Origin of the sequence: Cobetia sp. 4B (assembly GCF_018831605.1) — a bacterium.
Lineage (GTDB): Bacteria > Pseudomonadota > Gammaproteobacteria > Pseudomonadales > Halomonadaceae > Cobetia > Cobetia amphilecti.
This window is the reverse complement of record NZ_CP059843.1, coordinates 3,293,913-3,317,141: the sequence shown is the minus strand read 5'-3', so window position 1 is coordinate 3,317,141 and position 23,229 is coordinate 3,293,913. Positions and strand designations below refer to the sequence as shown.

General features: G+C 63.9%; 17 protein-coding genes and 1 pseudogene. 14 read left to right on the top strand and 4 right to left on the bottom strand.

Annotated elements, in window-relative coordinates; genetic code table 11:
• Positions 1-400: 400 nt before the first annotated feature.
• Positions 401-964, bottom strand: a complete 564-nt coding sequence (locus tag H2O77_RS13710; protein ID WP_215823323.1) for an FxsA family protein — start codon at positions 962-964, stop codon at positions 401-403.
• Positions 965-1,576: 612 nt separating this feature from the next.
• Between H2O77_RS13710 and H2O77_RS13705 the strand changes: the two genes are divergently transcribed.
• From H2O77_RS13705 to rsd, 6 genes are all read left to right on the top strand, one after another.
• Positions 1,577-2,338: an SDR family oxidoreductase gene (locus tag H2O77_RS13705; RefSeq protein ID WP_215823322.1), complete on the top strand. Its 762-nt coding sequence runs from the start codon at positions 1,577-1,579 to the stop codon at positions 2,336-2,338.
• Positions 2,339-2,480: 142 nt separating this feature from the next.
• On the top strand, positions 2,481-2,978 hold the full coding sequence (gene msrB, locus H2O77_RS13700) for a peptide-methionine (R)-S-oxide reductase MsrB (RefSeq protein ID WP_054555585.1): 498 nt from the start codon (positions 2,481-2,483) through the stop codon (positions 2,976-2,978).
• Between the two features lie 160 nt (positions 2,979-3,138).
• On the top strand, positions 3,139-5,562 hold the full coding sequence (locus H2O77_RS13695) for a Tex family protein (RefSeq protein ID WP_215823321.1): 2,424 nt from the start codon (positions 3,139-3,141) through the stop codon (positions 5,560-5,562).
• 164 nt (positions 5,563-5,726) lie between these two features.
• Entirely contained in the window at positions 5,727-7,325 is a 1,599-nt protein-coding gene (gene gshA / locus H2O77_RS13690; protein WP_215823320.1) for a glutamate--cysteine ligase, read from the top strand.
• A 272-nt stretch (positions 7,326-7,597) separates the two neighbouring features.
• Positions 7,598-8,158 (top strand): disulfide bond formation protein B, encoded by a 561-nt coding sequence (locus tag H2O77_RS13685; protein WP_082388316.1) that lies wholly within the window; start codon positions 7,598-7,600, stop codon positions 8,156-8,158.
• Between the two features lie 126 nt (positions 8,159-8,284).
• Positions 8,285-8,797 (top strand): sigma D regulator, encoded by a 513-nt coding sequence (gene rsd, locus H2O77_RS13680; protein WP_215823319.1) that lies wholly within the window; start codon positions 8,285-8,287, stop codon positions 8,795-8,797.
• A gap of 108 nt (positions 8,798-8,905) precedes the next feature.
• On the opposite strand, the gene H2O77_RS13675 is transcribed toward rsd, so the two are convergent.
• Both H2O77_RS13675 and H2O77_RS13670 read right to left on the bottom strand, forming a co-directional pair.
• On the bottom strand, positions 8,906-10,297 hold the full coding sequence (locus H2O77_RS13675; RefSeq protein WP_043331433.1) for an FAD-dependent oxidoreductase: 1,392 nt from the start codon (positions 10,295-10,297) through the stop codon (positions 8,906-8,908).
• Between the two features lie 258 nt (positions 10,298-10,555).
• Positions 10,556-11,212 (bottom strand): HAD family hydrolase, encoded by a 657-nt coding sequence (locus H2O77_RS13670; RefSeq protein ID WP_054555583.1) that lies wholly within the window; start codon positions 11,210-11,212, stop codon positions 10,556-10,558.
• Positions 11,213-11,472: 260 nt separating this feature from the next.
• On the opposite strand from H2O77_RS13670, the pseudogene H2O77_RS13665 reads away from it, so the two are divergent.
• Together H2O77_RS13665 and ptsP are read left to right on the top strand one after the other, a co-directional pair.
• Positions 11,473-11,946 (top strand): annotated as a pseudogene (locus H2O77_RS13665) (RNA pyrophosphohydrolase); the annotation flags it as partial.
• A 308-nt stretch (positions 11,947-12,254) separates the two neighbouring features.
• Positions 12,255-14,555 (top strand): phosphoenolpyruvate--protein phosphotransferase, encoded by a 2,301-nt coding sequence (gene ptsP / locus H2O77_RS13660; protein WP_215823318.1) that lies wholly within the window; start codon positions 12,255-12,257, stop codon positions 14,553-14,555.
• On the opposite strand, the gene H2O77_RS13655 is transcribed toward ptsP, so the two are convergent.
• Positions 14,548-15,510, bottom strand: coding sequence for an NRDE family protein (locus H2O77_RS13655; RefSeq protein WP_215823317.1), 963 nt, complete (start codon positions 15,508-15,510; stop codon positions 14,548-14,550). The genes ptsP and H2O77_RS13655 overlap by 8 nt on opposite strands.
• A 162-nt stretch (positions 15,511-15,672) precedes the next feature.
• On the opposite strand from H2O77_RS13655, the gene H2O77_RS13650 reads away from it, so the two are divergent.
• The 6 genes from H2O77_RS13650 to H2O77_RS17960 all read left to right on the top strand — a co-directional run bounded on the left by H2O77_RS13650 (position 15,673) and on the right by H2O77_RS17960 (position 22,934).
• On the top strand, positions 15,673-18,486 hold the full coding sequence (locus H2O77_RS13650; RefSeq protein ID WP_215823316.1) for a response regulator: 2,814 nt from the start codon (positions 15,673-15,675) through the stop codon (positions 18,484-18,486).
• Between the two features lie 73 nt (positions 18,487-18,559).
• Positions 18,560-19,342 carry a sulfite exporter TauE/SafE family protein gene (locus H2O77_RS13645; protein WP_043331430.1) on the top strand — a complete coding sequence of 261 codons (783 nt, stop codon included), beginning with the start codon at positions 18,560-18,562 and terminating at the stop codon, positions 19,340-19,342.
• Positions 19,343-19,469: 127 nt separating this feature from the next.
• A complete protein-coding gene (lgt, locus tag H2O77_RS13640) occupies positions 19,470-20,273 on the top strand; it encodes a prolipoprotein diacylglyceryl transferase (protein ID WP_215823315.1) in 804 nt (267 codons plus the stop codon).
• Positions 20,274-20,486: 213 nt separating this feature from the next.
• Positions 20,487-21,281, top strand: coding sequence for a thymidylate synthase (locus tag H2O77_RS13635; protein WP_043331428.1), 795 nt, complete (start codon positions 20,487-20,489; stop codon positions 21,279-21,281).
• Positions 21,278-21,829 (top strand): dihydrofolate reductase, encoded by a 552-nt coding sequence (locus H2O77_RS13630; RefSeq protein ID WP_215823314.1) that lies wholly within the window; start codon positions 21,278-21,280, stop codon positions 21,827-21,829. Before H2O77_RS13635 ends, H2O77_RS13630 begins: the two co-directional genes overlap by 4 nt.
• A 103-nt stretch (positions 21,830-21,932) precedes the next feature.
• Positions 21,933-22,934: a ProQ/FINO family protein gene (locus tag H2O77_RS17960; RefSeq protein ID WP_240548814.1), complete on the top strand. Its 1,002-nt coding sequence runs from the start codon at positions 21,933-21,935 to the stop codon at positions 22,932-22,934.
• Positions 22,935-23,229: the final 295 nt, after the last annotated feature.

Sequence of the window (23,229 nt, the reverse complement as noted above, 5' to 3'; positions counted from 1 at the left end):
GCAAGGTTCCGCTAGATGAATCAACGGCTTGAGTGTATCCGAGCCGTTCACCGTTGGCATATAGCTGGCAGCCTCCAGACGGTGTCCATTGGTACAAGACGCCAGAGGATGGTCAGCGGCCAGGGTGAGTCTTGTTGCAAGGCGCAAGGGTTAGGTCGGGCAGCTCACAGAGCGCGAACTCTGCCAGTGACAGGTGGGCGGGTAGGGAAGGGGGGGGGCAGGCCAAGGCTGGACAGGGCAGCGTGATGGGGCCTGTGAGGCGAGATATCGCGAATGAAAAAGGCCCGGGACTGGTGTTCCAGTGCCGGGCCCATCGCTCTTGAGCATGCCTCTCAAGCATGACTTTCAAGCATGATTCTCAAGCAGACGATTGCGCGTGGTGCTTGTGCGTGAGAAGGCGCTAGAGGCGCGGCTCGTCACGGCTGATGTAATCGCCTTCCAGCGGCTCGCCGGTCTGCTGGCTGCTGCCTTGCTGTCCTGCGTGGTTATCGCTTGCGTGCTGCTGATCGCCACTGTTGCGTGATGCGCTGTCAGCACGGGCGTCGGCTTGCCAGTCACCCGTGCGGGTGCTGCGCGAGGTTCCCGCAGCCGAGAAGCGGCCCTTGAAGAAGCGCGCGATCGCGCCATTGCCACTCAGGCCGCGCGTCAACAGTCCCCGTGAGGCGGGGAGCAGGCACAGCAGGCCGAAGGCGTCAGACAGAAAGCCCGGCGCCATCAACAGGGCGCCACCGAAGATGAGTGCTGCGCCTTCCATCAGCTCGCCGGAAGGCATCTCGCCACGTTGCAGGCGTTCCTGGGCGCGCATCAGTGTCGCGCGACCTTCGCGGCGAATCAGATGCAGGCCGACGGCGCCGGTGATCAGCACCAGCGCCAGGGTCGGCAGCAGGCCGATCTGGCTGCCGAGGCTGAACAGCACCACGAAATCCAATAACCCGAACAGGGTAATCACTAACAGTATGGGCATCGTCTCTCCCGAAGCAGGTAAATGGCAGGTTGCGCCAATGCGTCAAGGGTAAACCAGCCGCCGGATGGGGAACAGTCGAATCGGGCTCATGAACGGGCCATGATCTGCTGATGAGCTGCTGATGAGCCGCTGATGGTCGGCGGCGTGGATGGCTGGCGCTGTAGGAGTAGCGGTGCCATGCTGAACGATGTTGCATGTTGCAGTGCACAATAGAGGGGCTGGACAGGGAGAGTTGGATAGAGAGAGCCGGCCAGAGAGAGTGGACAGGCAGAGCCCAGGCGTCCGCAGGGGCCGGGCCGAGGCTCACTCATCAGCATTCCCTGCTTTCGCGCCCGCTGTTGACGGCGTGCGTTGACGCCGTCAGTGCGTTGCGTTGGCGGATCTCGCCTGCGTTGAGGCAGGACACGCCGTGATCTGTTGCACTGCATCATGAGAATTCACCGCGAGCTGGCAGCGGGCGTCATCGCGAGGCATTCTCTGTCACGATGACGCTCAACACTGAAGGACGCGGTGCGGGACACTCGACACATAGATCGTGACGCTCGTACGGCATGCGGGCCTCGCATCCGGCAGACGTTCCTCACTGCCGGCAGACAACCTGGGAGACGGGACATGAAGCTTGACGACAAGGTCATCGCGATTACGGGCGGCGCTCGTGGGCTGGGGTTGGCCATGGCGCGCCATCTGGGCGAGAAGGGAGCGGTGCTGGCGCTGCTGGACATCGAACAGGACGGCCTGGATGACGCCGTCGCGAGTCTGGAGGCTGCAGGCATCAAGGCGCAGGGTTTCGTGACCAATGTCGCGGAAGAGGATTCCGTCACGGCGGCCTTCTCGGCCATCAAGGGCGCATTGGGGCCGGTGAGCGGTCTGGTCAACAATGCCGGCATCACCCGCGATGGGCTGCTGATCAAGGCGCGTGATGGCGTGGTGGAGAAGACCATGTCGCTGTCCAGCTGGCAGCAGGTCATCGATGTCAATCTGACCGGTGTCTTCCTGTGCACCCGTGAAGCGGCCAGCCAGATGATCGAAGCCGGCCAGCCGGGAGTGATCGTCAATATCTCCAGCATCTCGCGCGCCGGCAACATGGGGCAGAGCAACTACACCGCCGCCAAGTCCGGTGTCGCGGCGCTGAGCGTGACCTGGGCCAAGGAGCTGGCACGCTACAGGATTCGCGTCGGTGCCGTGGCGCCGGGCTTCATCGCCACCGAGATGACCGCCGGCATGAAGCCGGAGATGCTCGACAAGATCAAGAGTGGCATCCCGATGCGCGACCTGGGCCGCCCGGAAGATATCGCCAGCAGCGTGGCTTTCATCTTCGACAATGACTACTTCACCGGGCGGGTGATCGAATGTGATGGTGGTCTGCGTATCTGACCCGATGACTGACGTCAGCCGATGACACTGAAGCCCCCGCGATGGCAGCATCGTGGGGGCTTTCTCTTGAGGCGATGCATCCAGCACAGGCCGCTGCGCGTAGAAGTCAGTATTGCCGTTCAATGCTACAAGGAGACACGTCATGCAACGTCGCCAATTCATGGGGCTGGTGCTGGGGGCGGGAGCGATGCTGGCGCTGCCCAGGCTGTCTGCCGCGCGTCCGGAGCTTGAGCTCGAGCGTGGCGCGGACATCACGCCGCTGACCCTCGAGGAAGACGAATGGCGTGCCCGCCTGAGCCCGGAGCAGTATCGCGTGCTGCGCGAGGAGGGCACCGAGCGTGCGGGCTCCAGCGAGCTCAACAAGGAGCATCGCGACGGCGAGTATCGCTGTGCCGGTTGTGATCTGGCGCTGTTCTCTTCTGCCACCAAGTTCGAGTCCGGCACCGGCTGGCCCAGCTTCTTCGATCATATCGAAGGACGCCTTCTGACCAAGACCGACTACGGGCTCATCTGGCCGCGTACCGAATATCACTGCGCGCGCTGCGGCGGGCATCAGGGGCATGTCTTCGAGGATGGCCCCGAACCCACCGGCCTGCGCTGGTGCAACAACGGTGTCGCGCTGCGCTTCGTGCCCGCGTGAGGCGCTTGGGGGGCATCTCGGCTGGCGCAGTGAGCGGCTAAAGCAATCTTGCCGCTTTGTGGTAACGTGACGACATCGTGATACAGACGGCCCGGTCGATTCCACGACCGGGCCGTCTGTATATTGCCGCATGAATTCTGCTGTAAGGGACTGACGTTTCATGGACGCTACTGCAACTGACGCTACCACCTCCCGTCCTGCACCGACGCTGTCGCCCGCTGCCACCACTCGCCGCATCCAACAGGCGCTGGCCGGTGAGCTTGGGGTGCGCGAAGAACAGATCACCGCCACCGTCGAGCTGCTGGATGGCGGCGCGACCGTACCGTTCATCTCGCGCTACCGCAAGGAAGCCACCGGCGGGCTCGATGATACCCAGATGCGTCAGCTCGAAGAGCGCCTGCGCTATCTGCGTGAGCTGGAGGAGCGGCGTCAGGTCGTGCTCGAGTCGATCGCCGAGCAGAACAAGCTGAGCGCCACGCTTGAGCGGGATGTGCTGGCCGCCGACAGCAAGCAGCGTCTGGAAGATCTCTACCTGCCGTATCGCAAGAAGCGCCGTACCAAGGCCCAGATCGCGCGTGAAGCGGGGCTTGAGCCTCTGGCCGTTGCGCTGCTCGCGGACCCGACGCTGGAGCCGGAGGCTCAGGCGGCCGGCTTCGTCTCTGCCGACAAGGACGTGGCCGATACCAAGGCGGCGCTGGATGGCGCCAAGCAGATTCTGATGGAGCGCTTCGCGGAGGACGCCGCGCTGGTCGGTCGCCTGCGTCAACGTCTGTGGGACGACGGCATCCTCAGCGCGCGCGTCATGAAGGGCAAGGAGCAGGAGGGCGCCAAGTTCTCCGATTACTTCGAGCATGACGAGCCGCTGCACAAGGCGCCCTCGCACCGTGCGCTGGCCATGCTGCGTGGCCGCAACGAAGGCGTGCTGAGCCTCGCGCTCAAGCTCGAAGGCGAAGATGACCTGCCGCGTCACCCGATGGAAGGCGCCATCGCGGCGCATTTCTCCATCGAGGATCAGGGGCGCGCCGCGGACCGCTGGTTGAAGGAAGTGGTGCGCTGGACCTGGCGCGTCAAGCTCTATACCCATCTGGAAAGCGAGCTGATCGGCCGCCTGCGCGAGCGCGCCGAGCAGGAGGCCATCCAGGTCTTCGCCGACAACCTGAAGGACTTGCTGCTGGCGGCGCCGGCGGGCCCCAAGGCCACGCTGGGACTGGACCCGGGCCTGCGTACCGGCGTCAAGGTCGCGGTGGTGGATGCCACCGGCAAGTATGTCGATCAGGCCACCATCTATCCGCATGCGCCACACAATCGCTGGGACGCCTCGGTGGCCGAGCTGGTCAAGCTGGTCGAGCGGCATGACGTCGAGCTGATCGCCATCGGCAACGGCACCGCCTCGCGCGAGACCGACAAGCTGGCCGCCGACGTGCTGACGCGCCTGTCCGGCCGTCGCCTGCAGAAGGTGATGGTCAACGAGGCCGGGGCGTCCATCTACTCGGCTTCGGAATATGCGGCGCGCGAATTCCCGGACCTGGACGTGACCATCCGGGGCGCGGTCTCCATCGCCCGCCGTCTGCAGGACCCGCTGGGCGAGCTGGTCAAGATCGAGCCCAAGTCCATCGGCGTCGGCCAGTATCAGCACGATGTCAGTCAGGTGCAGCTGGGGCGCAGTCTGGAAGCCGTCGTCGAGGATTGCGTCAACGGTGTCGGCGTCGACCTCAACATGGCCTCAAGCGCGCTGCTGTCACGTGTCGCGGGTCTCAACACCACGCTTGCCGAGAATATCGTCGCGCACCGGGATGCCAATGGCCGTTTCGCCTCGCGCCAGGAATTGCTCAAGGTCAGCCGCCTGGGTCCGCGCACCTTCGAGCAGTGTGCCGGCTTTTTGCGCATCGCCTCCGGCAAGAATCCGCTGGATGCCAGTGCCGTCCACCCGGAGGCCTATCCGCTGGTCGAGCGTATCGCCAGGGCGCACGGGCGTGATCTGCCGAGTCTGCTGGGTGACAGCGCCTTCCTGCGCACCGTGAAGCCGACGGAATTCACCGATGAGCACTTCGGCCTGCCGACGGTGACCGACATCCTGCGCGAGCTGGACAAGCCGGGACGCGACCCGCGCCCCGAATTCCGCTTCGCCGAATTCAAGGAAGGCGTCGAGACCCTCAAGGACCTCGAGCCGGGCATGAAGCTTGAGGGCGTCGTCACCAACGTGACTCATTTCGGAGCCTTCGTGGACATCGGCGTGCATCAGGACGGCCTGGTACACATCTCTGCCCTGTCGCAAAAGTATGTTGCCGACCCGCGCGAGGTGGTCAAGGCGGGCGACATCGTCAGCGTCAAGGTGATGGAAGTCGACATCCCGCGCGCGCGCATCGCGCTGAGCATGCGCATGAGCGATACTCCCGCCGAGAAAGGTGCGGCAGGCGAGGCGCGACGCGGCGCAGAGGGCGGTCGCGGTGGGCGCTCGCAAGGCGGCGGTGGCCGTCAGGAGCGCGGTGGTCGCGGCAGCAATTCTGGCGCGAGCGGCGGCGCGGCACCGGCCAACAATGCGATGGCAGCAGCACTGCTCAATGCGCGCAAGTCGAAATCATAAGCCTTGAAAGCATTTTTTACGCGCCCATAATGTGGGCATACTGACCTGACGCGAACGGTAGCTGCCGTTCGCGTCTTGCATGGCATCCGGTGCAGCACGCGGGCCATGGTCATCCAATTCGACCGGAGAGGCTGGGCTTCTCCCCATGCGAAAGGGTTCATACCTTGTCCGAGCAACTCGCGTTCGCCATTGCGCGACTCACGCCCCAGGCCCGTCAGGGTCTCTTCGGGCGCCTGCGCCGTGGTATCGAGAAGGAAGGCCTGCGGGTTACCGCTGGCGGTGACATCAGCCAGACGCCGCATCCGCGTTCTCTGGGGTCGAAGCTGACCCACCCGTACATCACCACGGACTATTCCGAGTCTCTGCTCGAGTACATCACCCCGGTGTTCACTCGTCCCAAGGAGTCACTGGAGTTTCTGGCTGACCTGCATCGTTTCAGCTATCGCAACCTGGGCGATGAGCTGATCTGGCCGGCCAGCATGCCGTCGCGTCTGCACGGCAACGACAGCGTGCCGATCGCCGATTACGGCACCTCCAACAGCGGCACCATGAAGCATATCTATCGCAAGGGGCTGGACGTCCGCTACGGACGCATCATGCAGTCGATTGCCGGTATCCATTACAACTTCTCGCTGCCGGATGACTTCTGGAGCCTGCTGCAGGGGCTGGAAGGGGCAGAGGCGGAAGATGCGCGCGACTTCCGCTCGCGTCGCTATTTCGAGCTGATCCGCAACTTCCGTCGTCACAGCTGGATCCTGCTCTATCTGTTCGGCGCCTCGCCGGGCATCGATGAGAGCTTCCTTGACGGCGGCAATGATGATCGCCTCAAGCGTCAGGCGGACCGCAGCCTGGTCTCGGCCTACGCCACCAGCCTGCGCATGTCGGACCTGGGCTATCAGAACAAGGTGCAGGCGCAGCTCAAGATCTGTTTCAACTCGCTGGACAACTTCGTCGGCACCCTGCGTCACGCCATCGTCACGCCGTGGAAGGACTACGAGAAGCTGGGCGTCAAGCAGGCCGATGGCAGCTGGTCGCAGCTCTCCAGCAACATCCTGCAGATCGAGAACGAGTACTACTCCGACATCCGTCCCAAGCGTGTCACCCGGCAGAACGAGACGCCCAGCCAGGCACTGGAAGGGCGTGGTGTCGAGTACATCGAAGTGCGTTGTCTGGACCTCAACCCCTTCCTGCCGGTCGGGATCGACGAGACGCAGATCCGCTTCCTCGATACCTTCCTGATCTGGTGTCTGCTGACCGAGAGCCCGTGGATCGACGACGAGGAATGCGCCACGCTCGACAACAGCAAGCGTCGCGTGGTCGAGGCCGGGCGTGATCCGGAACTGACCCTGAGTGTCAATGGTGAAGAGCGTCGCCTGCGCGATCTGGCGGCCAACATCATGGATGAGCTGGGGGAAGTCGCGGGCCTGCTCGACAGTGGTGACAAGACGGGCAGCGCGCACCGTGATGCGCTGGCGGCGCTCGCGCCGCGCTTCGACGATGCCCAGACCACACCGTCGGGCCGTCTGCTGACCAGCATGCTCGACAACGGCAGCAACTTCGTCGACGAAGTGCTGGCACTGGCCAAGGGTCAGGCCGAGCAGTTCAAGTCAGAGCCGACGGAGCGTGCGCGCGGCTATCTGCTCGATCAGCTGGTCGAGACCTCGCAGCAGCAGCAGGGCGATATCGAGAAGGGTGATCATCAGGATTTCGACACCTTCATGGCCGAGTACTTCGCGTCCGCCCATGGTACGCAACCGGCGTGATCTCGTGACGCAACGCCAATTCATGTTCAGGTCATCGCGACACGGCATGATAGGCATCAGTCGCTGATAGTGACGGATTCGGCTATCGCTTCATCATCGGCGCCTCAGGCTTGAGGCGCCGATGATGTATGTGGCCTGTGCAGCCAGACTGAGCGCGGCTGCGGGGCACGACGCGGTGCAAGCCTCAATGCAGTCGCAGGGTCTTGATGGTCTTGCGGCTGCGTCATTTCTCACCCATGACTCCACTGGAGTTCCACCGGCAAGGACGGCAAATGACACAAGCGGACAAACAATCGGGGCAGCAGCCGGTAGCGCGCAAGGGCGGGCTTGCCCGCCTGGCGAGCTGGAGCGGGCGTCAATGGTGTCTGTTGGGAGCGCTGGGGTGCGCCTTTTTGCTGGGCGTGGCCTTCGTGCTGCAGTTCGCCTTCGATCTGGCGCCGTGTTCGCTGTGCATCTTCCAGCGCGTGGCGGTGGCCGTGGCCGGCGTCTTCTTCCTGCTGGGAGCCTTGCATGGCCCCGGACGCATCGGCACGCGTATCTACGCGCTGGGCGCACTGGCCGGCAGCATTGGCGCGGTCGTGCTGGCGGGTCGCCATATCTGGCTGCAGTCACTGCCGCCGGATCAGGTGCCGGCCTGTGGCCCGGGCCTCAACTACATGCTGGAAGTGCTGCCGGTTTGGGACGTGATCACCCAGGTGCTCAACGCCTCCGGTGAGTGCGCCCAGATCAGCGCACAATGGCTGGGTCTCTCGATCCCGCAGTGGTCGTTGATCGGCTTCTGTGGGCTGGCGCTGGTACCGCTGGCGATGCTGTGGAGCAGCTTCCGCCGTTGAGGCAATATGCCCTGCCACCATGGTGGGGGGTTGGCAGCGTGCACGGCATGGAGGATAGTGGGTTGGCAGCGGGGCGAGCACCGGATGTCAGCCCCTATCGTTCGGGTCATGCCAGAGGAGGCGCCCATGCTGGAGGAATGCACCACTGCGGCGGAACGCTTTCGTGGCGTTCATCAGTTGGTTGATCGCTGGCTGGACCAGCGACGCGAGATGCTGGTCTGCTTCATGGATCTGCACGAGGCCTGCGTCAATGACCTCGAGCAGCTCGAGATGACACGCGTCAATCGCTTCATCGAGCTTTTGATGGACTACATCTCGGCGGGGCATTTCGAGGTCTATCCTCAGCTCAAGGAAGAAGGCCGTGTCTTCGAGGACACCGCGGCGCTGGCGGTCTGCGAGCAGCTGATGCAGCGTCTGGAGCCCTCCACCGAGCTGGTGCTGTCCTTCGATGAGGATTTCTCCAGTCCTACCCGCTGCCAGCACTATCGCGCACGACTGCCGGAATGGCTGGCCCGCCTGCAGCAGGGGCTGACCGAGCGTTTCGCGCTGGAGGATCAGCTGATCCAGCGTCTGCATGCGGTGCACGAGCCCATGGCCCAGTCGGCCCAGTCGGCCCCGTCGGGCCAGTCGGTGTCCTGAGGCCGCCTCCCGCCAGGCACCCATCAACAGGCGCCCATCAAAAAGCCCCGCCAGCATTCGCTGGCGGGGCTTTTTGATGCTCATCCCGATGCGTGTCTCGAAAGAGGCTTACATCAGTGAGGAGGCTTCCGGACGCTCGATCTCGGTCAGTTCGATCTCGCCGGTCAGCAGATCACGCTCGAAGGTTTCCTTGTCGATGTTGAAGCCAAGGAATTCCTGGGCGAGATACATGTCCTTCTCGGCGTTGCCCAGACAGCTGGTGCCACCCGGTGACGGCGTCATGTTGAAGACGATGCCGGTGCCCGGATTGATCTTGGCTTCGCCCATCACGAGCTTCTGCTTGCTCTTGTCGATCAACTGCGGACGAACGCCACCGAAGCCCTTGGCGAAGCTGACGTCCTTGACGTCCAGGCTCGGGACGATCTTCTTGATGTCGCCGTGGAACAGGCGCTCACGCAGCACCGGTACCTCGAACATGAAGTTCTTGAAGATGTAGTTGCGGATGTCGCGCACCTTCATCAGGTCCCACAGGGCCTTGACGACGTTGCGGTCCATGCGCAGTACCTTCAGGAACTCCCAGAAGGTCTTGCCGTTGTAGCGCTCCAGCAGCGGCAGCATCAGGGCGGTCGGGCCGAAGCGAGTCTTGCCTTCCACCAGTACGTCCGGATCACCGTGGACGGCAGCGAACGGCAGGTTCTCGTTCTGGATGGTGTAGACCTTGCCGTTGAGCACCTTCGGGGTGAAGTAGAAGGAGCCGGCCATCGGCAGGCAGGACTTGTCCAGGCCGTAACCCATCTTGTGGGCGAACAGCAGCGAGTGACCGCCGGCGCTGACCACGACATAGCGTGCGCTGAGCTCGCCCTTGTCGGTCTTGACCTTGTAGACGTCACCTTCCTTGCGGATGTCTTCCACGGCGGTCGAGAGGCGAACGTCGAAGTTCATGCCTTTCTCGGCCGCTGCCTTCTCGCCTTCGCTGACGAAGGCTTCCGACAGGGTGGTGTAGTTGACGGCGGTATATTCGTCGGTGGAACCTAACGCGACGATTTCCTCGTCAGGACGACGACCTTCCACCACCTTCGGCTCCAGTTCGGCGATGTCATCACGCTCGAGCAGCTTCAGGTTGGGGAACAGCTGCTTGAAGGTGTCGAAACGCTTGCGCAGGAACTGGCATTCCTTGGCACCGACCGCCAGCACCATCTTCGGATACTTGTAGACGATGTGATCGCGCTCACTCTCGCTGAGCTTGGTGGCGAAGTTGACCACCATGCCCGCGGTGCGCTTGGTCACACGCGCCTTCTCGACCGTGTAGTTGGTCTCGATGTCGCCGCAGTGAATGGTCTGGGAGTTGTTGCGACCGTGCGAGTTGACGATCGCGACGTGGTCGTACTTTTCCACCAGGCCGACCGACTTGAGGTCGGTGTAGCGGGCGAGTTCATAGAGAAGGGCGGTGCCGGACACGCCGCCACCCACAATCAGGACATCGTATGTCGTTGAGGACATGGCTGCTCACGCTCAAGGTTGGTGAGGGACATCCCCCGGACCCGACCGGGATTCCGGAGGCCGTCCTGCCGTGACGGGGCAAAAGTTGCCGCACCAGGCTCGACGGTTCGATGGACACACATTATAGACACATCTTGTGCGAAATGATTCAGCAAATAAGGTCGACTTTATGGTGAATGCTTGTAGCCACATGAAAACCTTATGGCTGAGGCTGCTCGACCTTATGGATCGATAAAATCCATGTAAATCAGTCTTTTATCAGTCGCGAAGCGAAATGATCCGCCAATCGCGCGCGTCAGCGGCGGCGCGCAGTTGCTCATCCGGGTCCACTGCGATGGCAGTATCGACACGCTCCAGCAGCGGCAGGTCATTGATGGAGTCGCTGTAGAAGGTGCTGCCATCCAGGGTGTGGTCACGTTCGGCCAGCCAGGCCTCGAGGCGAGTCACCTTGCCGGCCTGGAAGCTTGGGACGCCGCTGACGCGTCCGGTGTAGCGGCCGTTGACGATCTCGGGCTCGATGGCGATCAGCTCATCGACGCCCAGGCGGTCCGCGATGGGAGCAGTGATGAAGCGATTGGTGGCGGTGATGATCAGCAGGGTGTCGCCGCGTGCCCGGTGACGTGCCAGCAGCTCTTCCGCCCGCGGCAGGATGATGGGCTCGATCTTGGCGGCCATGAACTGCTGGTGCCAGGCCGCCAGCTGCTCCGGACTGTTCTCGGACAACGGCTTGAGTGAGAAGGCCAGGTATTCGTGAATGTCCAGCTCGCCACTCTGGTAGAGCTGGTAGTAGCGCTCGTTGGCTTCACGGTAGACGTTGGCGTCGACAGCGCCCTGTTCGACCAGAAATTCGCCCCAGGCGTGATCACTGTCCCCGGCGATCAGGGTATTGTCGAGATCAAAGATGGCCAGACTCACGGAAAACTCCTTGCTCTGCCCAGCCACACTCGGCTGGGCGACAGACACGGACAACAGAGCACGATAGGGTGCCGGCCCAGTGTTTGCGCGGGTGTACGGTGGCCGACGAGCAGTCTCGCACGGCCGTGTTGCACTGCAATAGCGTGAAGGCAGCGATTATTGCAGAGGTGCTCGGGCTTTCACACCGCCAAACCGCGTATTGAAGCGCTTTCAGCCTTTGTGGAAGAATGGTTTCAATTAACGAATCAAAGGTGACATCCGTGATCGACGCTGACGGCTTTCGCCCCAACGTTGGCATCATCATTGCCAACTGTGAGGGCCAGCTGCTCTGGGCGCGCCGGGTAGGACAGAATGCGTGGCAGTTTCCGCAAGGGGGCATCAAGCCAAACGAGACACCGCAACAGGCGCTGTTTCGTGAACTCGAAGAAGAGATCGGCCTGAAAGCTGAGGACGTCGAGATACTGGCCTGCACCCGTGGATGGCTGCGCTACCGGTTACCCAGACGCATGGTAAGAACGCACTCCCGACCGATCTGCATCGGTCAGAAGCAGAAGTGGTTCCTGTTGCAGATTCGCTGTCAGGACAACCGCGTAAGTGTGGATACCACGCCCAACCCTGAATTCGATGGCTGGCGTTGGGTAAGCTACTGGTATCCGCTGGGGCAGGTCGTGGCCTTCAAGCGTGAGGTCTATCGGCGCGCCCTGCGTGAGTTGGCGCCGCGTCTGCAGCGTCTGGTGGACACCGAGCGGCTCAAGGCGCTCGCCGAGGGGCCATCGCTGCATGAGGCGCGGGGCGCCTGCGGGACGCCTGGCGCCAGTGGCTCACCGGTCGGTACTGCCAACGCGGCGGCCAAGGGGCTCGATGGTGCCGGTGCCGCTGATTCCGGAGCCGGTGACGCCAGCTCCGAGGGTCACGGGCGTCATTCGTCCGGCTGATGGCGTTGATGGGCGCGGGTGGCTGAGCGTGGGTCACGCCGCCTTGGCTGAGCAATCACCTTCTCGACGTCTTCGATGCGCGAGATACACCATGCTTGAGGTACTCCATGCTTGAGGTGCTACGTCGTATCGTTCAGGAGGTCAATGGCGCACGTTCTCTGGACGCGGCACTGGCGACCATGGTGTTGCGCATACGCAAGGCCATGAAGACGGACGTCTGCTCCGTCTATCTGCTGGCACCGGAAAGCGATCGCTTCGTGCTAAAGGACACCATCGGTCTGCGCTCGTCGTCGGTGGGGCAGGTCAGTCTGGCACGTGGCGAGGGCCTGGTCGGGATGGTGGCGCTCAGAGAAGAGCCGCTCAACCTCGAGGATGCGCCCGCACACCCCCAATTCCGTTATTTCGAGGAGACCGGAGAGGAACGTTTCTCCAGCTTCCTCGGTGTCCCCATCATCCATCAGCGTCGCGTGCTCGGGGTACTGGTCATCCAGCAGCACGAGAAGCGCCGTTTCGATGAAGGGGAGGAAGCCTTCCTTGTCACCCTCGGCGCGCAGCTGGCGGGAGTGCTGGCTCACGCCCTGGCCACCGGGGCGCTGGGCAAGCTGGCCGGCACCAGCGGCCAGGCGACCTTCTCCGGCGTGGCCGGCTCGCCCGGTATCGCCATCGGCAAGGCCTTCGTGCTGTCTCCGCCTGCCGACCTGGACGCCGTCCCCGACCTGATCCCCACCGATATCGAATTCGAGATCGCACGCCTCAAGGAGGCGATCAACGCCGTGCGCGAAGAGATTCGCGTCGCGGCGGAGCGTCTCGCCAGTCGTATCTCCACCCAGGAACATGCGCTGTTCGAGGTCTATCAGCAGATGCTGGGTGACGCAGCGCTGGGCCAGGAAGTCGAGAAGCGCATCCGTGAAGGACAGTGGGCGCCGGCGGCGCTGGCGGATATCGTGCGCCGCCATGTGCAGTATCTCGAGCGTGTCGATGATGACTATCTGCGCGAAAGAGCCGCCGACATACGGGATCTTGGGCGCCGCGTGTTGTCACACTTGCAGGAAGAGGGTGACAGCGGTCCGATCGAATACCCGGAAAACACCATCCTCATCGGTCACGAGATCAGTCCCGCCACGCTGGGGGAAGTCCCGCGTGAACGCCTCAAGGGGCTGGTCGCGGTCAGTGGCTCGAGTACCTCGCATGTCGCCATCCTGGCGCGTGCGATGGGGATTCCCACCGTGCTGGGCATGGTGGATCTTCCGTTGTCGCGACTGGGCGGTGCACCGGTCATTCTCGATGGTCACCGTGGTCGACTGGTAGTGCGTCCCGAGCTTGAGCTTGGCGCCTACTATTCACGGTTGATCGAGGAGGAGCAGGCGTTGAGTGCGCTGCTGGAACAGGAGCAGGATCTGCCAAGCGTGACCCCGGATGGTCATGTTCTGCCGCTGATGGTGAATACCGGCCTGGCGCTGGATTCCGTCGCGTCGCTCAAGTCGCGGGTCGGCGGGGTCGGGCTCTACCGCACCGAAGTGCCGTTCATGATGAGTGACCGCTTCCCCAGCGAGCAGGAGCAGGCGCGTCTGTATCGTGAACAGCTGCTGGGCTTTGCGCCGCTGCCGGTCACCATGCGCACGCTGGATATCGGCGGCGACAAGGACCTGCCCTATTTCCCGATCAACGAGGCCAATCCTTTCCTGGGCTGGCGGGGCATCCGGGTGACGCTCGATCACCCCGAGGTGCTGATGGTGCAGCTGCGGGCCATGCTGCGTGCCGCGGAAGGGCTGGACAATCTGCGCATCATGCTGCCGATGATCTCGGGAATCGAGGAAGTCGATGCGGCGCTGGCGCTGGTCAATCGGGCGCTGGTCGAGCTGGCCGAAGAGGGCATCAACGTCTCGCGACCGAGTGTCGGCGTGATGATCGAGGTGCCGGCGGCGCTCTACCAGCTGGAAGCGCTCGCCACCCGAGTCGACTTCTTCTCGGTGGGCTCCAATGATCTCACCCAGTATCTGCTGGCGGTGGACCGCAACAACCCGCGCGTGGCGAGTCTCTACGATGCCTGCCATCCGGCGGTGTTGCGCGCCCTGGCGCGTCTGGCGGAAGAGTCGCGTGCGCTCAAGATGCCGGTGAGCGTCTGCGGTGAGCTGGCGGGCGACCCCGCCGGGGCCTTGCTGCTGCTGGGCATGGGCTTTGACAGCCTGTCTATGAATGCCCCGAGCCTGCCGCGCGTGCGTGCGGCCATTCGGCGGGTGTCACTGAGTGCGGCGCAGGGGCTGGTGGACGAGGTGCTGTGTCAGCCCACCGCCGATGAGGTTCATGACCTGTTGCTCCACCGCCTGCAGGCCTGGGATCTGGCCCATCTGCTGCCGCCGCGCGACAACGCGCCTGTGGCACACAAGGCCGGCGAGACGACTAGCTGAGTCGCCAGCTGCCGATATCTCCTTCCTCGTCGCTCCCCGTGGCGAGCAAGCGGGTCATGGCCCTGCGGCTGGCGATGGTATGGCCCTCAGGGCTGAAACGGCGCTCCAGCAGGGTCAGGGTCTGCACCACACCAGACGGATCAGCCGTATCCCTTGTCGGGTGGCGTTGCCAGCGCACCAGGGTCGAGGCCCGCGTGCCATATTCGGCGCTGACGATGAACGGGCTGGACAGCAGGGCTTCGCGTTCGGGCGAGAGTCCGGTGGCCGGTAGCTGAGTCGGCGCGGGCCGCCAGTCATCCTTGAGCAGGTCGAGCAGCGCGTCGTCGCTCAATGGCCGTGCGGTTGTCTGACCAGCACGGGCTGACGGGTCGAGGAGGGCTGCCAGGCGGCCACTCAGGCGTCGTTGCTTGGGCCAGCCGGTCTCGGGATGGCCATTGCTCAGGCTATGGATGCCCGCGCCGAGGCGGCTCACCTCGGCCCCTTGCGGGCCATGATGCAGGCGCCACAACGCCTTGCCATCGCAGACCAGCAGGTTGCACCAGTCCACGGCCTCAAGCGTCAGCGCAGACAGCTTCTGTGCGTCCGCTCCCTCCAGTGCTGCGGGCACGCTCTCACCCGCGACCAGTGCGCGCAACCAGTCTTCAAGGCGCCAGCGCGAGCATCGGCCCAGCGCCTGACGCGCCGCGGCCGCGACCAGCTGGCCACGGCTGATGCTGGCCGTCGGGGCAGGGTGGTCCAGCTGGCGCACATTGGTCAGCGTGGCGAGGCTGCCGGCGGGGTGCATGACCAGCCAGCCGCCGCCGGCCACCAGGTCGCGTCCGCCGCACAGGACACCATCCGGCCACACGCAGAGCCCGGCGGTGGCGCGTGCGTGAAACTCATCCCGGTTGCCGATCAGTAGCAGGCATTCGCCCTGCGGCGAGTCCGGTTGCCAGTCAAATGCCATCAGGCACATGTCGCCACTCCATCAGGGGGTCGGGAGAAAATAGCGCCTCTGTCACGCTGGCACTGCATGACGCCTGACGGCGGCTTGCGTATGCTGCTGCTTTGTCTCGACAGCTTGCGCTGGTCAGCGGTCGGGCTTGCCGACGCCTCACCTACAGGATGCTTTCAGATCATGTTCTCGCGCCGTGCTTCCTCTGTCGAGTCACCGCCTTCGGCGGCGATGGCTTCGAATGCCCAGAATTCCGCCAGTGGCCTGGAGAAGGTCTGGGCGCGCATGATTCGGCTGACGGCTGGCCCGCTGCTGCTGGCGGAGCTGGCGGTGGCGTTGAGCTTTCTGGTCGGGGCCGCCGTGGTTTGGGACAGCACGCAGCATGCCGCCGTCGATAGCGCGCTGGGGGAGCTCAGGCAGGAGCATGCGCTGGCCACGGCGCTGGTCAGCGAGCGTCTGGAAACCCAACAGCGTCGCCTGCAGATTCTGGCGCGCTATGCACGGCGCCATCTCGACTTCGGCGCCAACGGGAGCAGCGCCTATGACGCTGGCCTGGACCAGTTCTCGCTCACCGAGCAGGGCCAGCTGTTCAGACCGGTATCGCGTGGGGGAGCCGCACTCTACGGCGAATTCGCAGGACCGTTGAGCGATGAGGATCGCGACGCCGGGCGGCGACTGATGCATATGCAGTGGCTGCTGTCGGACCTCTACTCGTCGGACCCCCTGATCTCACGCCTGTTCGTGAGTCTCGATAACAGCATGGTCATGCTCTATCCCTGGTTCAACGTGCTGGATGCCTTCGCGCCGGGCAGCGATTTCATGCCCTATACCGGGGTGCTGCCGGACACCGTGCGTCAGCTTGCCGAGAACACCGACAATGGTGCGGCGCGCGTGGTCTGGCTGCCGCCGCATCCGGGGCCTGCCGGTCTGCCGCAGATCACGGCGCTGGCGGAGGTCTCACTCAGCAATGGCCAGAAGGCGCGTGTCGGACTGGATCTCGCGCTGCCGCAGATGGAGGCGCGCCTGCTGCTGCCGGGGCATGCCCCCTCGGACGCCTTCTGGCTGGTCGATGACCACCTGAACGTCTGGGCGGCCAGCAGCAATGTCGGCGACGGCCATTCCCAGAAGCTGCCCGCGGATATCGCCCGCGCGATGGATACCAGCCTGCGTGGCGCCACGCTGGACGACCCGTACGGGACTCAGGTGGTGGTGTGGGACAGCTTGCCGGTCACTGGTTGGCGCCTGGTGTCCAGCACGCGACTCGAGTTGCCCGGCCAGGTGCCGCTGCTGACCCTATTGCTGGGCAGTGGTGGCGCGCTGCTGCTGGTGTTTGCCGTCGTCATGCTCATCTTGCAATGGCGGCTCAGGCGCATGGACCAGCGCCTGGGGCAGCCCTTGGAGTGGTTGGCGCGCCAGAGCGAGCGTATCGAGAACGGTGAGGTGATGGAGGAGTACCCGCCGGTGGGGCGGCAGGCCTATCCGGCGGATGACATCCTGCGGCGCCATCGTGGGGCCGTGGCCTTGCTGCGTCGTGGTCGCGGCCATGAGCTGGATGCCTTGCCGCTGCCGGCCTTCGTGATGCGCCATGGACTGTTGGCGATGGCCAACCCGGCCTTCGAGAAGCTGTTCGGGCTGGTATTGCATGAGGCGCTGGGGCGGTCGGTGGGCAGCTTGCTGATGCTGGAGCCCAACCCCAGCGTGCCCAGCAGTCGTGAACTCCGGGTGCATGACGCCGAGGGCCGCATGCGGCGCATGCGCCTGGAGCTGTGTCGCTTCAACAATGACCCGGCGCAGGTGCTCGGCGTGATGATCGATGAGTCAGAGCACGATCAGGCCAGCCAGCAGTTGCTGGTCGCGCGTGACCGTGCCCGCGAAGAGGCGCGTCTGAAGAGTGATTATCTGGACATGCTGCACGCTGAGCTGACGCCGCCGCTGCAAGGCCTGGTGCGCAAGCTTGGTCAGCTCAGGCGTGAGCGTCATATCGAGGATGCCGAGCTCAGCCTGCTGCAGGGCCGTCTCGACAGCGTGGCGCAACTGCTGGATGCCCTGACCGAGCGCGAGGAAGTGGTCCGGACGCCGCTGGAAGAGAATGACTTCTCGCCGTCCGAGACGCTGGGGGCGCTGCTCGAGGACATGCAGCAGCGCCATCATGATGTCGGTTGCCCCTTCGAGTGGCAGCTGGGGCCGATGCCGGAGGCATTGCGCGGTGATGTGCGCCGCCTTGCGCAGCTGTTCGAGCATCTGGCGGAAGGCTGCATGCGCCACGAAAGCGCCAGTCATCAATCTCTGCTGCTTGAGCTGCAGCAAGCCTGTGAGCTGCCGGCCTGTCGCGATGCAGCGTTCTCTGCAGAGGGCTCAGAGGACGAGGGCGCTGGCTGTTGCTGTCTGCGACTCGAGCTGCGTGGGCATATCGGGCTCGATATCGGTCATCAATCGCCCTCGAGTCTTGTCATGGCGCGGCGCTTGATCGACGAGCTGGGCGGCAGCTATCGACAGGTCAACCTGGACGACGAGCAGGCGCTGGAAATCCTGCTGCCGATGACATGGCCGGGCAAGCCGACCGAAACCCGCATTCTGGTGGTGGATGACGGGCCGGTGAATGCGATGCTGGCACGCACGGTGCTCGGGCGTCAGGGGTTGTTGGTCGATACCGCCAGCAGCGGCGAAGAGGCACTGGCCGCTCGTGGCCAGCATTTCTACGCGCTGGTGTTCATGGATATCTTCATGCCCGGCATGGATGGCGTCAGTGTCAGCCAGCGCTGGCGCGAGCAGGAAGCCGCCGCCGGCAGTGAGCGGCGCAGTGTCATCATCGCGCTGACCGCCAATGCCAGTGAAGCCGATCGCGAGCGCTTCTTCGCCGCCGGGCTGGATGATTATCTGGGCAAGCCCTACCGCCCTCAGGCGCTGATCGACAAGGTCAGCATGTGGCTGCCTGACGTGACGCTGACGCCACGCGCGTCCGGCAGCGGCGAGGGTCCGCTATCAACAGACGGCTGACGGTCATGGCGCTGAGAGGCCCGGGCCATTCTCGGCGGACAGTCACCACAATGCAGCATGAAAGGAGTCGGGTATGTGGTGGTGGTATCCCTTGTTGGGCGCAGTCGCCGGCATGATTGCGGGGTTGTTCGGGATCGGCGGAGGGCTTGTCATCGTGCCGGTGCTGGCCGCGGCCTTCGTGCTGCAAGGTGTCGCGCCGGAGGTATTGATGCACCTGGCGATCGGCACCTCGCTGGCAACCATCGTGGTGACCTCGCTGTCGTCGGCGCGGGCACATCATGAGCGCGGTGCGGTGCGCCTCGATTGGCTCAAGCGCCTGTTGCCGGGGCTGGTGGTCGGCACCGGGCTGGGCGTGGTGCTGGCCAGTGAGTTGAGCGGCGAGACGCTCAAGCTGGCGTTCGGCGTCTTCGTGCTGCTGGTGGCGGCCAAGCTCGGGCTGGATCTCAAGGTGGGCCAGATGGCCCAGGCGCCCGGACGGGTCGGCCAGTTCGTGGGCGGCAGTACCGTCGGCGTGATTTCCTCGTTGTTCGGCATCGGTGGCGGCACGGTGATGGTGCCGATGCTTTCCAGCTGGCAGGCGCGCATGACCGAAGCGGTGGGGACCGCCGCCGCGGCAGGCTTTCCCATCGCGCTGACCGCCGCACTGACCAACATCGTGGTCGGCTGGCATGCCCCCAATCTGCCGGAGCACGCCATCGGCTATGTCCATTGGGTGGCGTGGCTGGGCATCGTGTTGGTGTCCGTGCCGTTTGCGCGCCTCGGGGCGCGGCTGGCGCATGCCTTGCCGGCTCTGCTGCTCAAGCGCCTGTTCGCGCTGATTCTGGTCATCGTCGGACTGCGGTTTCTGCTGGCGTGAGCGGGAATACGCTGCCTCAGGCAGGTCGTGTTCATGCTTTGACTGTTATGCTCTGCCCGCCTGAGAGGCGATGACTGCATCGCCCAGTACGTTGGTAGAGCCCGACTTCCTCATTCAAGGTTTTCACATGTTGCAATATCCTGAGATCGACCCCGTGGCGCTGGCGCTGGGGCCCTTCAAGATTCATTGGTACGGGTTGATGTACGTGATCGGTTTCGCGGCGGCCTGGGGGCTGGCGCGAGCACGTCGCACACGTGTCGGCCTGAGTCAGGACGCGGTAGGCGACCTGATCTTCTTCGGCGCCCTGGGTGTGGTGCTGGGTGGCCGCCTGGGGTATGCGCTCTTCTATGGCTTCGACAAGCTGCTGGCGGACCCGGTGTGGATCTTCAAGGTCTGGGATGGCGGCATGAGCTTCCATGGCGGCCTGCTGGGCGTGTTGATCGCGATGCTGATGTTCGCGCGTCGCCATCAGCTGGCCTTCTTCCAGCTGACCGATTTCATCGCGCCGATGGTGCCGATCGGCCTCGGCGCAGGGCGGCTGGGCAACTTCATCAATCAGGAGCTGCCGGGGCGCATCACCGATGTCTCCTGGGGCATGGTCTACCCGCTCTACGGGCCGGAGCCGCGTCATCCCTCGCAGCTCTATCAGTTTGCACTGGAGGGCGTCGCGCTGTTCACCATCCTGTGGTTCGTCTCGCGTGAACCGCGCCAGAAAGGCTTGATCTCCGGCCTGTTCCTGCTCTGCTACGGCTGCTTCCGGTTCATCACCGAATTCTTCCGTCAGCCGGACTCCCAGCTCGGCTTCATCGCCTTCGACTGGCTGACCATGGGCCAGTTGCTGTCGCTGCCGATGGTGCTGTTCGGGCTGCTGTTGATGGCCTGGTCGCGCGGTCAGGAAGTGGCGAAGCCGCCGGTGCATCGCGCCTCCTGAGGGGCAATGCAGGCGTGAATACAGGGGGCATTCGGTGTAAACTGGCCCCCTGCCAGATACGCAAGAACGCGGCCATCGGGCCGCGTTCTTGCGTATCTGGCAGCGTCAAATATCGTCAAGTGAACGATTCGAATTCATGAAGAGGCTGGCGCAGGGCGATCCACGGCTCCGCTCGCCGCGCCAGCCTCTGACACGCCGTACGGACTCGCCACCATGCAACCCTATCTAGATCTGATGCGCCATGTGCTGGAAAACGGCACACAAAAGGGCGATCGCACCGGCACCGGCACCCTGAGTGTCTTCGGCCACCAGATGCGCTTTGATCTGGCCGAAGGCTTTCCGCTGGTCACGACCAAGAAGCTGCACCTGCGCTCGATCATCCACGAGCTGCTGTGGTTCCTGAAGGGCGATACCAACATCGCCTACCTGAAGGAAAACGGCGTGCGTATCTGGGACGAGTGGGCCGATGAGAATGGCGACCTCGGGCCGGTATACGGTTACCAGTGGCGCAGCTGGCCGAACCCGCAAGGCGGTTCCGTCGACCAGATCAGCCAGCTGATCGAGCAGATCAAGACCAACCCGGATTCGCGCCGCCTGATGGTCTCGGCCTGGAACCCGGCGCTGGTGGACGAGATGGCGCTGCCGCCTTGTCATGCGCTGTTCCAGTTCTACGTCGCCGATGGTCGCCTGTCCTGCCAGCTCTATCAGCGCAGCGCGGACATCTTCCTCGGCGTGCCGTTCAACATCGCAAGCTATGCGCTGCTGACCCAGATGGTCGCGCAGGTGTGTGGCCTCAAGCCGGGCGAGTTCATCCACACCCTCGGCGATGCCCACCTTTACAGCAATCATCTCGAGCAGGCGCGTGAGCAGTTGACGCGTGAGCCGCTGGCGCTGCCGCAGCTGGTGTTGAATCCGGAAGTCACGGATCTGTTCGACTTCACCTTCGATGACATTGCCATCGAAGGCTATGAATCCCATCCGCATATCAAGGCGCAGGTGGCTGTATGAGCGATAATGAATTCTCTCCGCTGACGGCGGCGGCTGATACCGTCGTGCCCGTCGCGATGATTGCCGCCATGTCGGTCAACCGCGTGATCGGCGTCGACAACCAGTTGCCGTGGTATCTGCCGGAAGACCTGAAGTTCTTCAAGCATGTCACCCAGGGCAAGCCGGTGATCATGGGACGCAAGACCTTCGCCTCCATCGGCAGGCCGTTGCCCAACCGCCTCAACATCGTGGTCACGCGTGACAGCGAGTTCAGCCACGATGGTGTGCGGGTCTGCAGTGACCTGGCCGCCGCGCTGAGCATGGCGGACCACCACGCGATGATCGACGGCGTGGATGAGATCATGGTGATCGGTGGCGGTCAGATCTACGCCCAGGCACTGCCGGTGGCGACGCGCCTCTACCTCACCGAGGTTGCGGTCGAGATCGAGGGCGATGCCCATTTCCCGGCGCTGGATGCGAGCTGGCAGGAAGCGCAGCGCGTCCCGGGGGAGAGTGGTGAGGGCCTGCCGGCCTATGACTTCGTGCGCTTCGAGCGCCGCGACGTCTGAGCCACTGGCTGGTCGGCGTGACCTTTACAGTCAGCAGGTACTGACACAGACTGGTGCCAAACGGAACTGCCCATAGCGTGCAAGGGAGGCTCAGGCCTTGACGATGGATCGCCTCGAAGCGCTGTATTCTGCGCTTGAACATGAAGCCGACACACAGCGACAGCAGCGTGACACAGAGCGCCAGGCCCGTGCGGCCCTGGAGTCGGAAAATGCCCGCCTGCGCGATGCGCTGGAGCAGCAGACAGCGTCTGCAGCCACGGCAGATGCCGATGCGCATCAGCGTGCGCTGGCAGAAGCCGAGCGTGCACTGGTCGCAGAGCGTCATGAGCGTGAGCAGCTCGCTGAGCAACTCGCGGCGGCGCGCCAGACACTGCAGGAGCAGCAGGCGCAGTTAAGCGCGGTGAATGAGGCGTTGCTGGCGCGAGATGCGCAATTGCGCGAACTGGCTGAGCAGACTTCTGCGCCGCAATCCTCCCCGAATGCGGAGTCGGGTCTGGCAGCGCAGCAGGAGGCGCAGGCAGAACGCCTGGCCTCAGAGCGCCTGAACGTGAGCCAGCCGGCAGCTGCCGCGCAGTCAGCGACGGCTGCTGATTCGTCCGAGGCTCAGGTGTCGCAAGATCAAGCGCTGCAAGCCCAGATGTCGCGAGCTCAGGTACCGCAGGAGCAGGAAGCGCAGCAGCAGAACGAGGTCGAGCAGGGCGAGGCGCAGCAGGCTTCTCAGCCTGAGACGGCGCCTTCTCCCCATGCGCTGCTCAAGCAGTGGTACAAGCGCTATCCGGATACCTTCTTCAAGGGCCACACTCGGCCGCTGAAGATCGGCATCCATATCGAGCTGCTGGACAACGAGCCCTGGGATGACAAACTGGTGCGGCGCGCGCTGGCGGGTTATGTCCATCTGCCGCGGTATCTGAAGGCGGTACGGGCGGGCACGCAGCGCGTGGACCTCTCGGGTCAGTCGGTGGGTGCCGTGACGGAAGATGAAGCACGCCATGCCCGTCAACAGCTCGATGAGCTGACGCGCCAGCAGAAGGCGCGGGAAGAGCAGGCGACCGATCAGCGTATCAGCCACAAGCTCAGCGAGCTGATGACCAAGCACCGTCCCTGAACACAGTCCTTGAACACAGTCCCTGAGAACCGTTCCTGAGAGTGTGTTGGCAGGTGATGTGACAGCTGGTGAAGACGCTCGGTCGACAATGATCGGTGGTAACAGACAAGGCCCCTGTGCGGATTCCCGCACAGGGGCCTTGTCGTTGGTGGGCGGAAATCCGCACAACTCCTCACAGATCGCCAGCGGCCCGCGGAATTCGGCTCACTTGTGCGCGAGTTATGTGCGAACTGTGTGTCTTCAACTCATTGAATTGTCTGGATTGTCTCGTCTATCTGGCGGCTGTGGCGCAATG

What these genes read in the sequence shown, in the direction of transcription:
- rsd (WP_215823319.1), top strand. Translation starts at nt 8,285, where the DNA reads ATGCTGGAGGAATGCACCACTGCGGCGGAACGCTTTCGTGGCGTTCAT.
- H2O77_RS13630 (WP_215823314.1), top strand. Translation starts at nt 21,278, where the DNA reads ATGAGCGATAATGAATTCTCTCCGCTGACGGCGGCGGCTGATACCGTC.
- lgt (WP_215823315.1), top strand. Translation starts at nt 19,470, where the DNA reads ATGTTGCAATATCCTGAGATCGACCCCGTGGCGCTGGCGCTGGGGCCC.
- H2O77_RS13695 (WP_215823321.1), top strand. Translation starts at nt 3,139, where the DNA reads ATGGACGCTACTGCAACTGACGCTACCACCTCCCGTCCTGCACCGACG.
- H2O77_RS13635 (WP_043331428.1), top strand. Translation starts at nt 20,487, where the DNA reads ATGCAACCCTATCTAGATCTGATGCGCCATGTGCTGGAAAACGGCACA.
- ptsP (WP_215823318.1), top strand. Translation starts at nt 12,255, where the DNA reads ATGCTTGAGGTGCTACGTCGTATCGTTCAGGAGGTCAATGGCGCACGT.
- H2O77_RS13685 (WP_082388316.1), top strand. Translation starts at nt 7,598, where the DNA reads ATGACACAAGCGGACAAACAATCGGGGCAGCAGCCGGTAGCGCGCAAG.
- H2O77_RS13675 (WP_043331433.1), bottom strand. Translation starts at nt 10,297, where the DNA reads ATGTCCTCAACGACATACGATGTCCTGATTGTGGGTGGCGGCGTGTCC.
- H2O77_RS17960 (WP_240548814.1), top strand. Translation starts at nt 21,933, where the DNA reads ATGGATCGCCTCGAAGCGCTGTATTCTGCGCTTGAACATGAAGCCGAC.
- H2O77_RS13650 (WP_215823316.1), top strand. Translation starts at nt 15,673, where the DNA reads ATGTTCTCGCGCCGTGCTTCCTCTGTCGAGTCACCGCCTTCGGCGGCG.
- H2O77_RS13705 (WP_215823322.1), top strand. Translation starts at nt 1,577, where the DNA reads ATGAAGCTTGACGACAAGGTCATCGCGATTACGGGCGGCGCTCGTGGG.
- H2O77_RS13645 (WP_043331430.1), top strand. Translation starts at nt 18,560, where the DNA reads ATGTGGTGGTGGTATCCCTTGTTGGGCGCAGTCGCCGGCATGATTGCG.
- H2O77_RS13655 (WP_215823317.1), bottom strand. Translation starts at nt 15,510, where the DNA reads ATGTGCCTGATGGCATTTGACTGGCAACCGGACTCGCCGCAGGGCGAA.
- H2O77_RS13710 (WP_215823323.1), bottom strand. Translation starts at nt 964, where the DNA reads ATGCCCATACTGTTAGTGATTACCCTGTTCGGGTTATTGGATTTCGTG.
- msrB (WP_054555585.1), top strand. Translation starts at nt 2,481, where the DNA reads ATGCAACGTCGCCAATTCATGGGGCTGGTGCTGGGGGCGGGAGCGATG.